The following is a 17,603-nucleotide window of genomic DNA, read 5'->3' on the forward strand; positions in this document are numbered from 1 at the left end:
GTTCATGGAGCGGTCACCTCCAGCGGGGGTACGGCCCAGGGGGCGCGTAGTTCGGAGTAGAGCGAGAGCCCGGCGGCGCTGTCGGCGGTGAGGCCGTCGATGCCGGTGACGACGCGCCGTCCCGGCGCGGGCTCCCAGGCGGAGCCGGGCAGGGGGAGCGGCTCCGGTGCGGTGCGGACGGCCTCCACGAGCCGCATGAAGGCGCCGGCGCGTTCCAGCGGGGCGAGCAGGGGCCTGGGCGTGCGGCCCGCGGCGCGGTCGCGTACGTGCGCCGCGAGGTCTTCGAGCAGGTCGGTGCGAGGGTGCTCGGTGGTCTCAGGATCGTGCCCGTCCCGCTCCAGCAGCACCCGGTCCTGCTTGTACCAGAGCGTGATGCGGCCCTTCTCGCCGTGCACGACGACGTACGGCTCGTGGTTCTCCGCGGCGCACAGGGTGACGGCGGCGGTGATCTCGCCGCCCGCCGTGGTGCGCAGGCGGACGCACGAGGTGTCGTCCGCCTCGATGGGGTTGGCGCGGTACAGCTCCAGTTCGATGCCCGCGACGTCCTCGGCGTGGTCGGCGCCCGCGAGGCGCAGCGCCGTGGCGACGGCGTGCGCGAGGGGGTTGGTGAGCACCCCGTCCATGACCTCCTCGCCGTCGAGGACGCGGTGCCCGGCCCAGGGAGCCCGTCGCCAGTACGCGTCGTCGCGCACCCAGGCGCCCGCCGCGCCGATGCCGCGCACCGCGCCGATGGCGCCCTCGTCGAGCAGGGTGCGGATGGCGGGCACGGCCTGCGAGCCGAAGGACTGGAAGCCGACCTGGCAGGAGGTGCCGGAGTCGCGTACCGCCTCGGCGATGCGCAGATAGCCGGACCAGGAGGAGGCCGGTGGCTTCTCCAGGAGCTGGTGCACCCCGCGCCGCGCGGCGGCGAGCGCGAGGGCCGTGTGCGTCTGGATGGGGGTGCACAGGACGGCGAGGTCAGCACCCGTACGGTCGAGGAGCGCGCCGAAGTCGGCGGACTGCTCCAGGGGCGCGCCGCCCGCTTCCGTGCCGCCCGGGTCCGAGCCGTCGAAGCCGTACTCCGCCAGCTCCTCCCCCGGCAGCGGCCGTACGTCGCAGATGCCCGCGAGGCGGATCACGCCCTCGTCGGCGAGGCGCCGCAGATTGCGCAGGTGCCAGCGGCCGTGCCCCCGGGCCCCGGCCAGCACGACGCTCAGGGGTTCCGTCGGCCGTGTCGCGGCTCTTGTCGTCCGCTCGGTCGTCCGCTCGGTCGTCCGCTCGGTCGTCCGCTCGGTCATCAGCCCTTCACCGCCCCCGCGCTGAACCCTGTGACCAGCCACTTCTGGATGAAGCCGAAGATGATGACGACGGGCACGGCCGCGATCACCCCGCCCGCCGCGAGCGCGCCGAGGTCCACGCTGTCGGCGCCGAGCAGGGTGTTGAGGCCCACCGGGATCGTCTGCTTCTCCTGCGAGCTGAGGAACATCAGCGCGAAGAGGAAGTGGTTCCAGCTGTGCACGAAGGCGAACGAGCCGACGGCGATGATCCCGGGCCGCAGCAGCGGCAGCACCACGGCGCAGAACGCGCGGAAGCGCCCGCAGCCGTCCACCCACGCCGCCTCTTCGAGGGAGGGCGGCACGTTCTTGACGAACCCGCTCAGCAGGATCATGGAGAGCGGGAGCTGGAAGACGGCCTCCGCGATGATGACGCTCCCCAGGGAGTTGATCATCTGGAGGTTCTTGAAGATCTCGAAGAGCGGCACCAGCATCAGCGCGCCCGGAATGAACTGCGAGCACAGCAGCGCCAGCATGAACGGCGTCTTGAGCCGGAAGCGGAAGCGGGCGAGGGCATAGCCACCGGCGAGCGAGACGACGAGCGTCATCAGCATCGAGGCGAGGCCGACGAGCACGCTGTTCTGGAAGAAGATCCCGAAGCTGCGCTCGTTCCACACCTTCTCGAAGTGCTCGGTGGTGACCGGCCACGGCACCAGCGAGGTCGAGCCGGCCGGGCGCAGCGCGAACAGCAGCATCCAGTAGAACGGGACGAGCGTGAACAGCAGATACAGCCCGAGGGGCAGCAGGAGCTGCCAGCGCGGGATGTCGTCGGTCACGGGCCGCCGCCGTCGCGTGCGTGCGCGGCCGTTCCCGGCGGCGAGGGGGCGCAGTTCGGCGGGGGCGCCGCCGTTCCGCTCGGTCAGCGTGGTGGTCACTTGTCGTCGCCCCCGAACTTGCTGAGCCGCAGGTAGAGGATCGAGCAGAAGAGCAGGATCACGAAGGCGACGGTCGTCAGCGCGGACGCGTAGCCGAAGTCGTGGCCCTGGATGCCGGTGTTGGCGACGTAGAGGGGCAGCGTGGTGGTCTGCCCCGCAGGGCCGCCGCCTGTGAGGGTGTAGAGGAGGTCGACGTTGTTGAACTCCCACACCGCGCGCAGCAGCGTGGAGAGGACGATCGCGTCGCGCAGGTGGGGCAGCGTGATGTGCACGAAGCGGCGCAGGCGTCCGGCGCCGTCGACCGAGGCGGCCTCGTAGAGGTCCTTCGAGACGGACTGGAGGTCGGCGAGGATGAGGATCGCGAAGAAGGGCACCCCGCGCCACAGGTCGGCGACCACGGCGGCCCAGAAGACGGTTCCGGTGTCCGAGAGCACGGAGGTGCCGTACTCCCCGATGCCCGCGTCGGCGAGGTAGCGGCTCAGCCCCGTGGAGGGGTTGTAGAGCAGGATCCAGATGGTGGTGGTCAGTACGCCGGAGACCGCCCAGGGCGAGAAGACCAGGGCGCGCGCGAAGCCCCGGCCGGCGAAGGTCTGGTTGACGATCAGCGCGAGCATCAGGCCCAGCAGCAACTGGAGCCCGACCTCGGTGAAGACCCACTTGGCGCTGAAGACGAGCGTGTCGTAGAAGAGCGGGTCGGCGGTGAAGATCTCCCGGAAGTTGTCGAGCCCGGCGAAGCCGTTCTTCCAGGGCTTGGCCACGTTGTAGTGCTGGAGGCTGTAGTAGAGGACGCTGAGCATCGGGTACGCGATGAAGCCCAGCATCAGCAGCCCCGCCGGGGCGATCAGCCAGTACGGCAGGGCGCGCGTTCCGGTCACGCGCGAGCGGCGGGCCGCGCGCGGAGGGCGCGGCGCCGCGCCGGGCGGCGCTTTGGTCGGCACGGCGTGGGCCATTTGCCGGTGCTCCGTTCTGTCGGTGCGACGGTGCGTAGGTTCTGTCGGTGCGACGGTGCGTTCTGTACGTCGGTACGGGGTCGTGCGGTGCGGCGGTGCGGCGGTGCTGGGTGGCGCGACGTGCGGGGCCGTACGAGGCGGTGCGGGGCCGTGCTGGGTGGTGCGGCGGCTCGGTGATCGGGGTGTCGAATCACCGTCGAACGTCGTTCGGTATCCCGGCCGTTCCGTGTCGCGGTCGCGCGGTGGTACGGGCGGCTCAGCCCGCGTAGGGCTCCGGCACCTCGCCCTTCCTGGCGAGGAAGCCGAAGTCGCAGCCGGTGTCGGCCTGCGTGATGTGCTCCTGGTAGAGGGCGCCGTAGCCGCGCCCGTAGCGCTCCGGCGGTGGCGTCCACGCGGCGCGGCGGCGGGCCAGCTCGGCGTCGTCCACGTCGAGGCTCAGTCGGCGCGCCGCGACGTCCAGCGTGATCAGGTCACCGGTGCGGACGAGCGCGAGCGGCCCGCCGACGTGCGACTCGGGCGCGATGTGCAGCACGCACGCGCCGTAACTGGTGCCGCTCATCCGGGAGTCCGAGAGCCGCACCATGTCCCGCACCCCCTCCTTAAGGAGGTGGTCCGGAATCGGCAGCATCCCGTACTCCGGCATGCCGGGACCGCCCAGCGGCCCCGAGCCGCGCAGCACCAGCACGCTGTCCGCCGTGATGCCGAGCGACGGGTCGTTGATGGTGGCCTGGAGGGCGCGGTAGTCGTCGAAGACCACGGCGGGGCCCGTGTGCCGCAGCAGCCGGGGCTCGGCGGCGATGTGCTTGATGACGGCGCCGTCAGGGGCGAGGTTGCCCCGCAGCACCGCGATTCCGCCCTCGGGCGCGAGCGGGTCGTCCAGCCCGCGTATCACGTCGTCGTCGTGGACCAGCGCCCCGTCGAGCTGTTCGCGGAGCGTGGCGTGGGCGACGGTGGGGCGGTCGAGGTGGAGGTGCTTCTCGCCGAGCCGCCCGAGCAGCCCCGGCAGACCCCCCGCGTAGTGGAAGTCCTCCATCAGGTGGGCGCCGCCTGGCCGGAGGTTGGCCAGCACGGGGACGCGGCGGGCGACGGCGTCGAAGTCGTCCAGGGTGAGGGTGACCCCGGAGCGGCCCGCCATGGCGATGAGGTGGATGACGGCGTTGGTGGAGCCGCCCAGCGCGCAGACCGTGGCGATGGCGTCCTCGTACGCCTCGCGGGTCAGGAAGCGGGAGAGCCGCGCCTCCTCGCGGACGAGGCCGACGGCGCGGATCCCGGAGGCCGCAGCCATCCGCGCGTGCCCGGAGTCGACGGCGGGCAGCGAGGCGGCGCCCGGCACGGTCACCCCGAGCGCCTCGGCGACGGAGGTCATCGTGGACGCTGTGCCCATCGTCATGCAGGTGCCCGGCGAACGCGCGAGGCCGCACTCCAGCTCGGACAGCTCACGCTCGCCGATGAGCCCGGCGCGCTTGTCGTCCCAGTACCGCCACATGTCGGTGCCGGAGCCGAGGGTCTCGCCGCGCCAGTGGCCGCGCAGCATGGGCCCGGCCGGGACGAAGACGGCGGGCAGATCGACGGAGGCGGCGCCCATGAGCAGCGCGGGCGTGGTCTTGTCGCAGCCGCCCATCAGCACGGCACCGTCCACCGGGTAGGAGCGCAGCAGCTCCTCGGTCTCCATGGCGAGGAGGTTGCGGTAGAGCATGGGGGTGGGCTTCTGGAAGGTCTCGGAGAGGGTGGCGACCGGGAATTCGAGGGGGAAGCCCCCCGCCTGCCACACCCCGCGCTTCACGGCCTCTGCGCGCTCGCGCAGGTGCTGGTGGCAGGGGTTGATGTCGGACCAGGTGTTGAGGACCGCGATGACGGGCTTGCCGAGGTGTTCCTCGGGCAGATAGCCGAGCTGCCGGGTCCTGGCCCGGTGGCTGAAGGAGCGCAGCCCGTCGGTGCGGTACCACTGGTCGCTGCGCAGCGCGGGGGTCGTCCCGTCGGGTGCGCGGGTCCCGTCGGGTGCGGGGGCGCCGCCGTGCGCGTAGGTCCCGTCGAGTGCGGGGTTTTCGGGCCCGGTCATGACGGGGTCTCCGTTCCGCCGAGGCCCCACGCCTCCACGATGCGTGCCACCTCGGCCCGCTCCGCCGGGGGCAGCTCGGCGCTGGGGGCGCGGACGTCGCGGCGGCACAGGCCGAGCTGGGCCAGCGCCTCCTTGACGACGGTGACGTTGTGCGCCGACTGCCCCGCCGCCCGCATGGCTTCAAAGGAGCGGATGCGTTCCCAGACCTTCATGGCCCCCGCGAAGTCCCCGGCGCGCAGCGCGTCCAGCATCTCGGCCGAGACGCCGGGTGCGACGTTGACCAGGCCCGAGGTGAAGCCGGTCGCGCCGCAGGCGAAGTAGGCGGGCGCGTACAGCTCGGCCAGGCCCGCCACCCAGACGAAACGGTCGAGCCCGGCGTCGCGCGCGACGGCCGCGAAGCGGGCGGCGTCCGGCACCGCGTACTTCACCCCGATCACGTTCGGGCACGCCTCGCCCAGCTCGGCGAGCGCGGCGCCGTCGAGCAGCGGGTTGCGCACGTACGGGACGACCCCGAGCCCCGGCACGGCCTCGGCGATGGCGCGGTGGTAGGCGATCCAGCCGTCGCGCGCGACGTAGGGGTGCACGGGCTGGTGGACCATGACCAGTCCCGCGCCCGCGTCGCGTGCGTGCTCGGCCGCCGCGACGGCGGCCGTCACGTCGTGCCCGACGCCGACGATGACCTCGGCCTCGCCGCCCGCCTCGGCGACCGTCAGCTCGGCCTCGGCGCGCCGCTCCTCCGGGGTGAGGGAGTAGAACTCGCTGGTGTTGCCGTTGGGGGTGACGGCCCGGACGCCGCTGTCCAGGAGGCGGCGTAAGAGCGCGCGGTACGCGCCCGCGTCGAGTGCGCCGTCGGCCCCGAAGGGCGTCACCGGGATCGCCACGATCCCGGCGAGCGCGTCGCGCGCCGCGGTGAGGTCGCTCATGGACGTCTCTCCGTTCGGGTGGGGGCGGCGGGGGCCGCCGTCGCCGGGGCGGCATCTGCCGGAGCGGCGGAGGCCGCGGGTGTCGCGGGAGCCGTGCCCGGAGGGGCCTCGTCCGGAAGAGCCGCCTCCGCGTCCGCCTCGGGGAAGGCGCGCCGCACGAAGCCTTCGATGTGCGCGTACAGCAGCCGCGCCGCGCCGTCCGCGTCGCCGTCCAGCGCGCGGGCGAGGATCTCACGGTGCTCGGCCGCCTCCCGCTCCCAGGACGGGACCGCCTGCCAGGCGACGGTGGAGACCAGCGCCGCCTGGTCGCGCAGCTCGTCGAGCATCCGCGTCAGCAGCGGGTTGCCGCAGGGCAGATAGAGGGCGCGGTGGAAGTCACGGTTGGCGAGGGAGCGTTCGGCGCGGTCGGCGGCCTGGTCGGCCCGTTCCAGGGCCGACCTGGCACCGCCGAGCGCCGAGCGCGACGCGATGACGCCGCGGCGGAGCGCCTCGGGCTCCAGCAGGAGCCGTACGTCGTAGACGGCGCGGGCCATGCCCGCGTCCACGGTGCGCACGGTCACGCCGCGGTACTCGTTCATCACGACGAGCCCACGGCCCGCGAGGGTCTTCAGCGCCTCGCGGACCGGGGTCTTTGACACCCCGAACCGTGCCGCCAGTTCCGTCTCCACGAGCGGCTGCCCCGAGGACAACTGCCCGGTGAGGATGGCGTGCTTCACGGCCTCCAGCACGAACTGCGTGCGGGACGGGATGGGCTGCGGTGGCTGGACTGTCTCCATGCGGCTCTCAAGGGTCTCTCTGGGTGACTCTCGCGGATCTCGCATATGGCGTCTCATATATGACGCACGGTGCACGGCGTATCGCGTACGAGGTATCGCGTATGGCGTACGAGGTGCGGTGCGCAGAAAAGTAGGACGGCCCCAAGCGTTCGTCAACGCATCTGACAAAACTCGCGAAAAGTACCAGGCCAGCGGCACAGCAAGCCCTTACTACAGACCGCTCTCCAGGCGTCTTACGCGACCCTCCGGGAGCCCGCTCGAAGGGCTCCCGGAGGGCTCCGCCGCTCAGCCCGTTCGGTCCGTCCCGCTCAGCCCACGGCGGCGAGTGCAGCGCCCGCCGCGCTCAAGTCCGACGCCGAGGCCAGCCCCGCGTGGTAGAGCCTGACCTCGGTCGCGCCGTGCTCACGGGCGTGCCGAATGTCGTCGGCGAGGGTGCCGGGCGAGCCGCCCATGCCCTTCACGAAGGTGAAGTTGGCCGCGAGCGTCGAGCCTTCGCGGCGGTGCGGCGCGAACGGGTCCAGCACGGCGGCGCGTTCGGCGGCGGCACCCTCGCCCTGGCCGCCCGCGCAGGGCAGGACGAGCCCGTCGGCGTGCTCCAGCACGTCCGAGGGATCGACACCCGCGTTGGCGCCGACCCTGTGGGGCGCGGGATCGGCGTGCAGCAGCACCCGGAAGTCCGCGCCCGCGCGGGCCCGTACGGCGGCGACGGCCTCCCGCTGGAAGCGCGCGGCGACCGTGCCGCGCCAGGCCGCGAAGACGGCCGCCGGCTCGGCGCCGAGCGCCGCCTCGACCCCGGCCAGCTCCGCCTCACGGGCGGCGGCCCCGGGGGCACCCTGATCCCGGCGTCCGGCCCACAGCGGCTCCAGCGCGCCCGTCACGGCGGCCCGCAGCGACTCGGGCTCCGCGCCCAGCGCCGCGTATCCGGCGCTGCACTCGTCGCAGAAGCACAGCGACATCAGGTACTGGCCGACCCCGCCGAGCGCGACCCCCGCGGTCTTGTCGTGCGCGTGCAGATGCGCGAAGCCGTACCAGCCGCAGGACTCCAGCTCGGTGCCCCGTGTGCGGCCACCGGGTGGGACGGCCGCCTCGGCGGCGAGCGTGACGGCGTACTCGCGCACCTCAGCGCGCGCCGCGCAGGGCGCCCAGGGGTAGCGGTCGCCGTAGGCGTTGCGGACGGTGACCTCGGGGAACTCGGCGCCCAGGCGGGAGTTGTGCGCCAGCACGACCCACGAGTGGACGTCGAGCCCGGCCTCGGCGAGGGCCTCGGCGGCCTCTCCGTAGGCCCCGCCCTCGTGGTCGCTCACCACCCAGTCCTGCACGTACGGGCGCAGCCGCCGTCCCTCCCAGCGCACGGGGTCAGGCGGGTAGAGGACCGCCGAGTGCCGGGCCGTGACGATGCGGTGGCGCGGGTGGCGGGGGGTGAGGGCGCGGGTGGAGTGATAGGCGGAGGCGAGGGTGACCTGCTGGACGCCGAGGGCGGCGAGGCGGCCGGGCGCGTCCGGGTCGCCCACCACGTCCCAGGGGTAGACGAAGGCGGAGGCCCGCATCACGCGCCCTCCCTCTCCCGGGCCGACTGGGCCGACTGAGCCGGCCGCGGCGGGCCCGTCTCCCCGACGAGCGCCAGGCCCCGTTCGATCAGCTCGGCCAGCTCCTTCACATGCGCGGGCGTCGGCTCGGCCAGCGGCGCGCGCACCTCTCCGACGTCGAGCCCGCGCAGCCGCACGCCCGCCTTGACCAGCGAGACGGCGTAGCCGCGCCCCTGGTCGCGCAGTTCGACGAGGGGGCGGAAGAAGCCGTCGAGGAGCGCGTCGACGGTCGCGTCGTCGCCGCTCGTCAGCGCGCGGTGGAAGGCGAGGGCGACCTCGGGCAGGAAGCAGAAGACGGCGGAGGAGTAGAGCGTGATGCCGAGGGCGCGGTAGGCGGGTTCGGTCAGCTCGGCCGTCGGCAGCCCGTTGAAGTAGAGGAAGTCCCGGCCCGGCAGTTCCGTGCGGACCGCGCTGACGATGCGCTGCATCAGGGCGAGGTCGCCGTAGCCGTCCTTGAGCCCGATGACGCGGGGCACCCTGGCCAGTTCGACGACCGTCTCGGGGGTGAAGACCGCGTTGTCGCGCTGGTAGACGATGACGTCGAGCCCGGTCGCCCCGGCGAGCGCGGTGTAGTGGCGCAGCAGCCCGTCCTGGCCCGGCACGACGAGGTACGGGGGCATCGCGAGCAGCCCGTCGGCGCCCGCCTCCTCGGCCAGGCGCGCGAACTCCACGGCCAGCGCCGTGCCGTAACCGGCGCCCGCGACGACCGGCACCTCACCCCTCGTCTCCTCGACGGCTGCGGCGACGCAGTCGCGGAACTCGCCCGGCGCGAGGGCGTGGAACTCACCCGTGCCGCAGCAGACGAAGACCGCGCCCGCGCCCGCCTCGACGCCGCGCCGCACGTGGGTGCGGAAGGCGTCGAGGTCGAGCGCGCCGTCGGGCCCGTAGGCGGTGACGGGGAAGAAGAGCAGCCCGTCGAGGCGCTCCGCGAGCGGCGCGGGCCCGCGCGGGCCCGGGGAAGGCGGAGGGGGTGAGGAAGGTGAGGAAGGTGAGGTCATGCAGCGCTCCCTGATGAGGGTCGGCACGGAACCGGGCCGCTGTGCCGCGCTGTTCACCGCGCCGCGTCCGCCGCACCTGCTGCCGCCCGACCGGACGTGCACGTTTCTGATTTGCGTCTATATTTCTGAACGCCGCCACGCTAGGACAGCCACTCAGGGGCGGTCAAGCACGAAACCGCCTCCAGTCGGCCGGAATTGACCCCTCGCGCCCAACCCCGTCAGCACTCTCCCGGGACACCCGCACGGCATCCGTGCGGCACCCGCACGGCACCCGTCGCGGGCCTTGACTCGGCCCCGACCGCTCCCTAGCGTGTCCAAGTCCTCATATATGAATCGCGTCCATGTTTGGAGACTCGCCGATGCCTGTTCCCCGCACCGTCCTGCTGACCGGCGCCGCGGGTGGCCTCGGCACCCTGATGCGGGATCTGCTGCCTCCGTACGGGTACGGGCTGCGGCTCCTGGACATGCGCCCCGTCGAGGGGGCGCCCGAAGCGCTCACCGTCGACCTCGGCGACGCCGCCGCGCTCAGGGAGGCGGTGCGCGGCGTGGACGCGATCATCCACCTCGCGGGCATCTCGCTGGAAGCCCCGTTCGAGAAGATCCTGCGGGCCAACATCGAGGGCGCGTACCACCTCTACGAGGCGGCCCGTCAGGAGGGGGTCAAGCGCGTCGTGTTCGCCTCCTCGAACCACGCGGTGGGCTTCACCCCGTACCCGAAGGAGGGCGAACCGCTCATCCCCGTGGACACCCCGCGCCGCCCCGACACCTTCTACGGGCTCTCCAAGTGCTTCGGCGAGGACCTGGCACAGCTCTACTGGGACCAGCACGGCATCGAAACCGTGTCCGTACGCATCGGCTCCTGCTTCCCCGAACCGACCACCGTGCGCATGCTCTCGGTCTGGATGAGTCCCGCCGACGGAGCCCGCCTCTTCCACGCCGCGCTCACCGCGCCGGACGTCGGCCACACCGTCGTCTACGGCTCGTCCGCCAACACCCGCCTGTGGTGGGACCTCTCCTCGGCCCGCGCGCTGGGCTACGAGCCAAGGGACGACTCCGAGCCGTACGCCGCCAAACTCCTCGCGGAACAGGGCGAACTGGACCCCTCGGAGCCCGGACACGCCTACCTGGGCGGCACGTTCGTCACGGACCCGCCCATCTGGCCGCACTGACGCGCGAGGCGGCGTGCATGATGGAGCGGCAACCGATCACCCACGGGGAGGGCCCTCCACCATGTACGCCGCGCACTCCGCGCACGCCGCCGCCTACCTCGCCGAATCCGGAGCCGGAGCCGACACGGACGGGGACCTCGGCTCCGCGCTCTCGGACCTCGCCGGTTCCGGCATCGTCAGCTGGCTCATCCTCGGCCTGATCGCGGGCACCGTCGCGAAAGTCATCCTCCCGGGGCGCGACCCCGGCGGCATCGTCGGCACCGCGCTGATAGGCGTGGCGGGCGCGTTCATCGGGGGCTGGCTCTCCGCGACGTTCCTGGACCGCCCCGTCGAGCACAACTTCGTCGACCCCGCCCTGTGGGTGGCGGCCGTCGCGGGCTCGCTGGTGCTGCTGATCGCCTACCGGCTGCTGTTCGGCCACTCCCGCGAACGCCACCGCCGCTGACGCGCCTTCAGCCCCTCAGTGCGCGCGGCCCCTTGCCCGGGTTGAGCGTTACTCGGGTTACGTGAGATCGAGGACGGCCTTGCCGTGCAGCCGACGGCCGAGCAGGGCCTGTACCGCCTCGGCGTGCCGGGTCCAGGGGCCGCGCCAGCTGATGCCCGGATCGAGGCGGCCCGCTGCGGTCTCTCCGGCCAGCCAGGTCAGATCGGCGGAGAAGTCGGCGGCGGGGTCGCCGAGGAGGAAGAAGGTGCGGATCGACCGGTCGTGCCGCCCCCCGTCGCCCAGCAGGGCATCCGGTGGCAGCACCACGTCGGCCTCGGAGGAGCGGCCCACGCTGTAGAGGACACCGCCCGCCGAGAGGGCGGCGAAGGCGTCGACGAGGTACTGTCCGCCGACGTTGTCGAGAACGGCGGACACGGGCTGCCCCACGGCGGCAGGCTCCGGGTGCACCTCGTCGGCGCCCAGGGCCCGCAGCCCGTCCGTCTGGGCGGGATTCCGGCTGATGGCGACGACGTGCGCGCCCGAGCGGGCGGCCAACTGGACGGCGTAGCGGCCGACTCCGCCGGAGGCGCCGGTGACCATCACGCGGCGGCCGAGCAGCGATCCCATCCGGCGCAGCACGTGCAGGGCGCTCAGCCCGGCGACGGGGACGGTGCTCAGTGCGCCGGGGTCGGCGTCCTGCGGTGCGGTGCCGAGCAGCGCCTCGGGTACGGCGCGCAGCTCGGCCCAGCCGCTCTCGCCGAGGGTGACGACCCGCTCCCCCTCGGCCGGGCCCGAGCCGTCGGCAGCCGCCTGGACGACCACGCCCGCCGCGTCCCAGCCGGGCACGGTGCCGCCCGGCGTCTGCGGACGGACCGCCTCATGGACCTCGCCGAAGTTCAGCGACACCGCCTCGACCCGCACCAGCGCCTCGTGGGCGGCGGGCCGCGGTGCGGGGACGTCCGCCAGTGCCAGATGTCCGGGCGAGGCGTGGTCGACGACAAGTGCGCGCACGGGAAGACCTCTTTCACGAAGCGTGAAGTGCCACAGTGTGGCGTTTGCTCCAGTAGAGCATATGCGCAGTCTCGGCGCGCTTGCTAAACTGCCGACGGTGACCCCCTCCGAACAGCCCGTCGGCCTGCGCGAACGGAAGAAGCTCCGCACTCGCCAGGCGCTGGCCGACACCGCCGTCACGCTCTTCGGTGAACGCGGGTTCGACGGCACTCCACTGGACGCGCTGCTGGAGCGGGTGGAGGTGTCCCGGCGGACGTTCTTCCGCAACTTCCGCTCCAAGGAGGACGTGGCCCTCACCGCCGTCAAGCAGCTCTGGGACGTCTATCTGGACGTCCTGGACAGCACCGAGAAGTCCGGGCCGCTGGCCGACGTCTTCCTCGACGCCATGCTGACCACCCTGGAGCGCATGGACGAGGACTGGTACCGGCGCTTCCCCCTCACGCTGCGGCTGATCGACGGCTCGCCCGCACTCGACGGGCACTCGCTGCGGCACTGCGCCGAGATCCAGGCCGAGATCACCCGGAGACTCGGCGGACACAGCGGGCCCGACGGTCTCGAACTGCGGCTCCTCATCGAGTTCTTCGTGGCGTCCTGGCGCTGCGCCCTGGACGAGTGGCTGCCCGAGTGCGCACCGGGCGAACTGCCCGCGCTCCTGCGCCGGACCTGCTCGTCCATGAGCGCCGCCCTCGACCTGTCCCTCCCGGCCTGACCCGCACCGCACCGCACCGTCCCGCCCGCGCGCACCGGAACCGGCCCGGGCCGTATCGAGCCGTAAGAGACAGGCTCAGCGCACGCAGCCCGCCCGTTCCATCGCCGGCTCCGCCATGGAACGGGCCACCCGTACGGGGTCGTCCACCACCGCGAGCCCGTGCAGCACCATGGCGCCCTCGTGCAGCAGCGCCAGCTCGTCCGCGAGCAGCCCTGGATCACGGGCGCCCGCCTCCTCGGCGAGCCCCCGCAGCAGGCCGCGCAGCCAGCGCTTCTGCTCCGCGATCACCTTGCGTCCCGGATGGCCGGGGTCGGGCAGCTCGGCTGCCGCGTTGACGAAGCCGCAGCCGCGCGGATTGCGCTCGCTCATCCACTCGGCCAGCGCGTCGAAGGTGGCCAGCGTGCGCGCGTGCGCGCCCGGACCGCTCCGGGCCACCCGCTCCGTGAGCCACTCGCGCCACCGCTCGTCGCGCGCCCTCAGATACGCCGCGACCAGCGTGTCCTTCGAACCGAAGCGGTCGTAGAGGGTCTTCTTGGTGACCCCCGCCTCCTTCGCGATCAGGTCCACGCCGACGGCCGTGATGCCCCGCCCGTAGAACAGTTCCTCGGCCGCGTCGAGGATCTTCCGCGCACCCGGCGTCAGGGCCCTGACCACCGGCACCTCCGGCTCCGCCGTGTCCGTCATTCCGGCACCGCCGCCTCTCCTCGTCCGCAAAACACCCTTGCGGTAAACCGATCTGTCTAGTTCACTCTACAACTCCGAGAGGTAGACAGATCGGTTTACCTCGATAGCCCCTACGCAGCTCGCCCTGCGGTGAGGAGTCCTCCCGATGCCCGGCGCCCTCCCCCACGGCCCCGCGGACCGCGCCCCGGCCGCCGCCGTCGTCCCTGCCGGTACCTTCGTCGCGGCCGGTCTCGTCGTCATGTGGAGTTCCGGCTTCATAGGCGCCGGGCTCGGCACCCGCTACGCGGGCGCCGACACCCTCCTGATGTGGCGCTTCCTCGTCGCGACGGCGCTGCTCGGCGGCCTCTGGCTGCTGCTGCGTCGACGCCGTCTCCCGGCACGCGCGGTGGCGGAGCAGTCCGTGGTCGGGCTGCTCTCCCAGGGCGTCTACCTCGGCTCGACGGTCTGGGCCGTCGGCCTCGGCGTCCCGCCGGGCACCTCCGCGCTGATCGCGGCGCTCCAGCCACTGGCAGCGGGCGCACTCTCGGGAAGGCTCGTCGGCGAGACGGTGTCGCGGCGCCAGTGGGCGGGGCTCGCCATCGGCCTGGCGGGCGTTGCCATGGTCGTACGGGACGACCTCTCGGCCTCCGCCGCGGTGCAGAGCTGGGCTTACGCGCTGCCCTTCGCCGGGATGGCCGGGCTCCTCGCGGCCAGCTTCCTGGAGCGGCGCGCGCGGCGCCCGCTCCCCGCGACCGATGCGCTGCCGCTGCACTGCCTGGTGAGCGCGCTGGTCTTCACGGGCGTGGCGCTGGCCGCCGGTCCTGGGCACGCGGCCCCTCCGGTGACGGCGGGCTTCTGGCTCGCGGTGGCCTGGGTGGTGCTGCTGTCCACCGTCGGCGGCTACGGCTTCTACTGGCTCAGCCTCCGCCGCGACGGCGTCACCCGCACCAGCGCCCTCATCTACCTCACCCCTCCCACCACCGCCGTGTGGGCGTACGCGATGTTCGGCGAGGCGCCGGGGCCGCTGGCGCTGGCCGGGATGGCGGTCTCGCTGGCGGGCGTGGTCGTGGCCGTACGGCGGAGTCCCGCGACGACGCGGACGGGGCAGGCGGAACCGGCAGGTCGGCCGGTGCGGACGGGGGAGGCAAAGGAACCGCAAAGGAGCCCCGCTCGTTACGAACGACATGACCGCGATGACTCCTGGCTCGAACCTTCCCCTGACCGCGACCCGCGTTGCGGTTGACGTCACCTCACCCACCCGGCTCGATGTCTCGGGTCTGCTGCTCGGCAGCGAAGGGAAGGTGCGCTCCGATGCCGATTTCGTGTTCTACAACCAGCCGAGCGGCCAGGGAGTGACCCACAGCAGCGGCGCGGCCGACACCATCACGGTGGACACGGCCGCCGTGCCCGCCGATGTGGAGAAGGTCGTCGTCACCGCGAGCCTGGACGCCTCGGGCGGCACCTTCGCGGGCACCGAACCCACCGCCACCGTCCGCGACGCCGCCTCGGGCGCCGTCCTCGCCACCTTCACCCCGCCCCAGCTCGGCGCCGAGACCGCGCTGGTCGTAGTGGAGGTCTATCGCAGGGGCGGGGCGTGGAAGGTCCGCGCGGTGGGCCAGGGTTACGCCAACGGGCTGGGCGGCATCGCGGCGGACTTCGGCGTCGATGTAGAGGAACCCGCCGCAGCGCCGGCACCGGCTCCCGCCCCGCAGGCTCCCCCGGCCCCGCCCGCGCCTCCGGCCCCGCCCGCGCCTCCGGCCCCGCCCGCGCCTCCGGCTCCGGCTCCGCAGGCCGCACCCGCACCGCCCGCTCCCCCGGCTCCGGCACCGGCACCGGCACCGGCTCCCGGCGCGGGGAAGATCAACCTCGACAAGGGCAAGGTCAGCCTCCAGAAGCACCAGACCGTCTCGCTGGTCAAGGGCGGCAAGCCGATGCTCACCTCCGTCAGGATGGGCCTCGGCTGGGAGCCCGTCTTCCGCGCGGGCCGCCGCGCCAAGGAGATCGATCTCGACGCCTCCGTCATCGCGTACGACGCCAACCGCAAGAAGGTCGATGCCTGCTATTTCGGCAAGCTCGCGATCCTGAACGGCGTGATCCAGCACTCCGGTGACAACCTCACGGGCGAGGGCGCCGGGGACGACGAGGTCATCACCGTCCACCTCGGCGACATCCCCCCGCAGGTCACCGGGCTGGTCTTCACGGTCAACTCCTTCTCGGGCCAGAAGTTCACCGAGGTCGCCAAGGCGTACTGCCGCCTGCTGGACGGCGGTTCGGGCCAGGAGCTGGTCCGCTTCGATCTGACGAACGCCGAGCCGCGCACGGGCGTCCTGATGTGCAAGCTGATCCGCCAGTTCTCGGGCGAGTGGGAGATGACGGCGCTCGGCGACTACGTCGACTCGCGCACCGTCCGCGGCATGGTGAAGCCAGCGGGCGCCGCGCTGTAACGGGAGTAAGCCCGGCCGTCCGCGCCGGGGCGGGGCGGGGGTGCGGACGGCCGGGGTGCCCGCCTCGGTCCCGGCGCGGGGTCCGGGCGCCGGGCGCCGTACAACCGAGGCGGACGCGGGGCCCGTCCCCTGGACCGCTGCCGACGGTTCCCCAGGGGACGGGCGATCAGGGTGCGACGGTGGTGAGTTGGAGGGTGCGTCCGCCGACGAGGGGTGCGGTGAGGATGACCGTGCGGCCGTCGAGTTCCAGGGCCTTGCCGATACGGGTGTGGCGGGCCTGCCACCAGTGCCGAGGTGCGAGCAGGGTGGAGAGGCAGTCACGGGGTTCGCCGTCCACCGCGATCCGCTCACCCTTCTCGCGCAGGCGCAGGGCGTGGCACGCGTAGCCGGTGAGGAGCGTCGCGAGGTTGCCTTCCATGATCTCGATGACCTGCCCGGACGGCATCGGGCGCGGATAGCTGGTGAGGAACGCGGGCCCCTGCGGCAGCTCATACATCAGCCGTACGGCACGGTCCTGGATGCGGCGCATCACGAAGCGCGCCTGCTGTCCTTCCAGGACAGCGACGGGGAACCCGGAGGTTGTTGCCCAGCCGTGGGGGTCGTAGAAGACATCCTCGGGGTCGGCGGGGATGAGAACGGTGTGGTCACGAGGCACAGGGCTGCTCCAGGGCTCAGCGGCGGGTGGCGGTGGCGTAGACGAGGACAACGATCATTGCGAGCAGGACGGCGACGTAGGCGATCTGCTCGGCCCGGCCTGGCGGGCAGAGGGGGCAGGCAAGGACGGGCTGTTCCGGGCTGTGCCACTGGACGACGCGTCCCTCTGCCGTCCAGCAGCCGCACCGGCCGCACACTCCGCTCACGGCGGACCCACCACCCGCAGGGCGGGCGGCGGTTCGGCCTCCGAGTCGGGCTCGGGTTCGGCGCTCCGTTTCCCGGCGCCGGTGAAGACGGTGATGGCGCGGGCGACGGTCTCCCCGGTGACCTCTGCGCGGATCGCGGCGAGGGGGAGGTAGGCACCGTGCCCGGGGCACAGCCACACCGGCTCGTGCCACGGATAGCGCGCGGTGGGCAGGTAGCGCATGACGGGACCCACATGGCCGCCGCCCTCCACCTCGCACTCACGCGGCGCGCTCACGGTGCCGCCTCCGGGTTCTGGGCGCGGGCCTCGTCCTCAGCGGCGATGTCGGCCGCGCACCCGTCGCACACCTTCACGGGAACGATGCGCGTACGTGTCTGCGGGGTCGCGCCCCGCTCGTCACCGGAGTACAGCTCAAGGACCGTCTGCGTGCCTGGCACCCGACAGCACCGGAAACAGCGCGGACTCACCGCCCGGCCCCGCTCTCGTACTCGCGAGGCCCGTGCTCGGCCCGGATCACCGCGTCCAGCACCACGTACAGCAACCGTGCGTCGGTCAGCCCATGCTCCGCCCACGGCCTCAGCCAGTGGGGGGACATGGAGCGGGTGCACCAGCCGGGCGGGACCGTCAGGTACTGCGTGGCGCTGAGCAATTGCACGCACGAGATGGCGGCGACCACCCACCCTCGGGTCGCAAGCGGATCAACCAGCCAGATCAGCCGATGCCCGTAGGGGTCGCGGATGGTCGCGCCCGACTCTCTCCCGAGCCGGGCCAGGACGCGGTCACCCAGATATGTGGGCACGCACACCCCATCCCAATGGACCCCAGCGGGCAGTAATTCGGCGGC

At 72.9% G+C, this 17,603-nt stretch carries 20 protein-coding genes; 5 read left to right on the forward strand and 15 right to left on the reverse strand.

All coding sequences use genetic code 11. The features are described 5' to 3' along the window. Window positions 1-2: 2 nt before the first annotated feature. The 8 genes from ACYVOO_RS12415 to ACYVOO_RS12450 form a co-directional block, all read right to left on the reverse strand. Window positions 3-1,277, reverse strand: a complete 1,275-nt coding sequence (locus ACYVOO_RS12415) for a Gfo/Idh/MocA family protein (protein ID WP_461015712.1) — start codon at window positions 1,275-1,277, stop codon at window positions 3-5. Then, complete coding sequence (locus ACYVOO_RS12420; RefSeq protein WP_453345311.1) at window positions 1,277-2,143, reverse strand: carbohydrate ABC transporter permease; 867 nt, start codon at window positions 2,141-2,143, stop codon at window positions 1,277-1,279. The genes ACYVOO_RS12415 and ACYVOO_RS12420 overlap by 1 nt, the downstream gene beginning before the upstream one ends. Before the next feature lie 41 nt (window positions 2,144-2,184). Further along, window positions 2,185-3,138, reverse strand: a complete 954-nt coding sequence (locus ACYVOO_RS12425) for a carbohydrate ABC transporter permease (protein WP_453345138.1) — start codon at window positions 3,136-3,138, stop codon at window positions 2,185-2,187. 256 nt (window positions 3,139-3,394) lie between these two features. After that, window positions 3,395-5,197: an L-arabinonate dehydratase gene (gene araD, locus ACYVOO_RS12430; protein ID WP_461015713.1), complete on the reverse strand. Its 1,803-nt coding sequence runs from the start codon at window positions 5,195-5,197 to the stop codon at window positions 3,395-3,397. After that, complete coding sequence (locus ACYVOO_RS12435) at window positions 5,194-6,120, reverse strand: dihydrodipicolinate synthase family protein (RefSeq protein ID WP_461015714.1); 927 nt, start codon at window positions 6,118-6,120, stop codon at window positions 5,194-5,196. The genes araD and ACYVOO_RS12435 overlap by 4 nt, the downstream gene beginning before the upstream one ends. Further along, window positions 6,117-6,896, reverse strand: a complete 780-nt coding sequence (locus ACYVOO_RS12440) for a GntR family transcriptional regulator (protein ID WP_461015715.1) — start codon at window positions 6,894-6,896, stop codon at window positions 6,117-6,119. Before ACYVOO_RS12440 ends, ACYVOO_RS12435 begins: the two co-directional genes overlap by 4 nt. Window positions 6,897-7,204: 308 nt before the next feature. Continuing rightward, entirely contained in the window at window positions 7,205-8,443 is a 1,239-nt protein-coding gene (locus tag ACYVOO_RS12445) for a hypothetical protein (RefSeq protein ID WP_461015716.1), read from the reverse strand. Then, window positions 8,443-9,480: a 5-dehydro-4-deoxyglucarate dehydratase gene (locus ACYVOO_RS12450; RefSeq protein ID WP_461015717.1), complete on the reverse strand. Its 1,038-nt coding sequence runs from the start codon at window positions 9,478-9,480 to the stop codon at window positions 8,443-8,445. The genes ACYVOO_RS12445 and ACYVOO_RS12450 overlap by 1 nt, the downstream gene beginning before the upstream one ends. A 359-nt stretch (window positions 9,481-9,839) precedes the next feature. On the opposite strand from ACYVOO_RS12450, the gene ACYVOO_RS12455 reads away from it, so the two are divergent. Further along, window positions 9,840-10,649, forward strand: coding sequence for an NAD-dependent epimerase/dehydratase family protein (locus ACYVOO_RS12455; protein WP_461015718.1), 810 nt, complete (start codon window positions 9,840-9,842; stop codon window positions 10,647-10,649). Between the two features lie 172 nt (window positions 10,650-10,821). Next, window positions 10,822-11,094, forward strand: coding sequence for a GlsB/YeaQ/YmgE family stress response membrane protein (locus ACYVOO_RS12460; RefSeq protein ID WP_461015881.1), 273 nt, complete (start codon window positions 10,822-10,824; stop codon window positions 11,092-11,094). Between the two features lie 57 nt (window positions 11,095-11,151). Here ACYVOO_RS12460 and ACYVOO_RS12465 read toward each other — a convergent pair whose 3' ends face one another. Continuing rightward, a complete protein-coding gene (locus tag ACYVOO_RS12465) occupies window positions 11,152-12,084 on the reverse strand; it encodes a zinc-binding dehydrogenase (RefSeq protein ID WP_461015719.1) in 933 nt (310 codons plus the stop codon). A gap of 97 nt (window positions 12,085-12,181) precedes the next feature. On the opposite strand from ACYVOO_RS12465, the gene ACYVOO_RS12470 reads away from it, so the two are divergent. Continuing rightward, window positions 12,182-12,793, forward strand: coding sequence for a TetR/AcrR family transcriptional regulator (locus ACYVOO_RS12470; RefSeq protein ID WP_461015720.1), 612 nt, complete (start codon window positions 12,182-12,184; stop codon window positions 12,791-12,793). A gap of 75 nt (window positions 12,794-12,868) precedes the next feature. On the opposite strand, the gene ACYVOO_RS12475 is transcribed toward ACYVOO_RS12470, so the two are convergent. Continuing rightward, window positions 12,869-13,477: a TetR/AcrR family transcriptional regulator gene (locus tag ACYVOO_RS12475; protein WP_461015721.1), complete on the reverse strand. Its 609-nt coding sequence runs from the start codon at window positions 13,475-13,477 to the stop codon at window positions 12,869-12,871. A gap of 145 nt (window positions 13,478-13,622) precedes the next feature. Here ACYVOO_RS12475 and ACYVOO_RS12480 point away from each other — a divergent pair, with 145 nt between their 5' ends. Continuing rightward, window positions 13,623-14,699, forward strand: a complete 1,077-nt coding sequence (locus tag ACYVOO_RS12480) for a DMT family transporter (protein ID WP_461015722.1) — start codon at window positions 13,623-13,625, stop codon at window positions 14,697-14,699. Further along, window positions 14,650-15,900, forward strand: a complete 1,251-nt coding sequence (locus ACYVOO_RS12485; RefSeq protein WP_461015882.1) for a TerD family protein — start codon at window positions 14,650-14,652, stop codon at window positions 15,898-15,900. Before ACYVOO_RS12480 ends, ACYVOO_RS12485 begins: the two co-directional genes overlap by 50 nt. 166 nt (window positions 15,901-16,066) lie before the next feature. Here ACYVOO_RS12485 and ACYVOO_RS12490 read toward each other — a convergent pair whose 3' ends face one another. Genes ACYVOO_RS12490 through ACYVOO_RS12510 form a run of 5 tightly spaced genes read right to left on the reverse strand, consistent with a single transcriptional unit; the run spans window position 16,067 to window position 17,558 of the window. Continuing rightward, window positions 16,067-16,555, reverse strand: coding sequence for a hypothetical protein (locus ACYVOO_RS12490; RefSeq protein WP_461015723.1), 489 nt, complete (start codon window positions 16,553-16,555; stop codon window positions 16,067-16,069). A gap of 16 nt (window positions 16,556-16,571) precedes the next feature. Next, window positions 16,572-16,760, reverse strand: a complete 189-nt coding sequence (locus ACYVOO_RS12495; protein WP_461015724.1) for a hypothetical protein — start codon at window positions 16,758-16,760, stop codon at window positions 16,572-16,574. Continuing rightward, a complete protein-coding gene (locus ACYVOO_RS12500) occupies window positions 16,757-17,035 on the reverse strand; it encodes a hypothetical protein (protein WP_461015725.1) in 279 nt (92 codons plus the stop codon). Before ACYVOO_RS12500 ends, ACYVOO_RS12495 begins: the two co-directional genes overlap by 4 nt. Then, window positions 17,032-17,196: a hypothetical protein gene (locus tag ACYVOO_RS12505; protein WP_461015726.1), complete on the reverse strand. Its 165-nt coding sequence runs from the start codon at window positions 17,194-17,196 to the stop codon at window positions 17,032-17,034. The genes ACYVOO_RS12500 and ACYVOO_RS12505 overlap by 4 nt, the downstream gene beginning before the upstream one ends. Before the next feature lie 26 nt (window positions 17,197-17,222). Then, a complete protein-coding gene (locus tag ACYVOO_RS12510) occupies window positions 17,223-17,558 on the reverse strand; it encodes a hypothetical protein (protein WP_461015727.1) in 336 nt (111 codons plus the stop codon). Window positions 17,559-17,603: the final 45 nt, after the last annotated feature.

Source organism: Streptomyces daliensis (assembly GCF_054782395.1).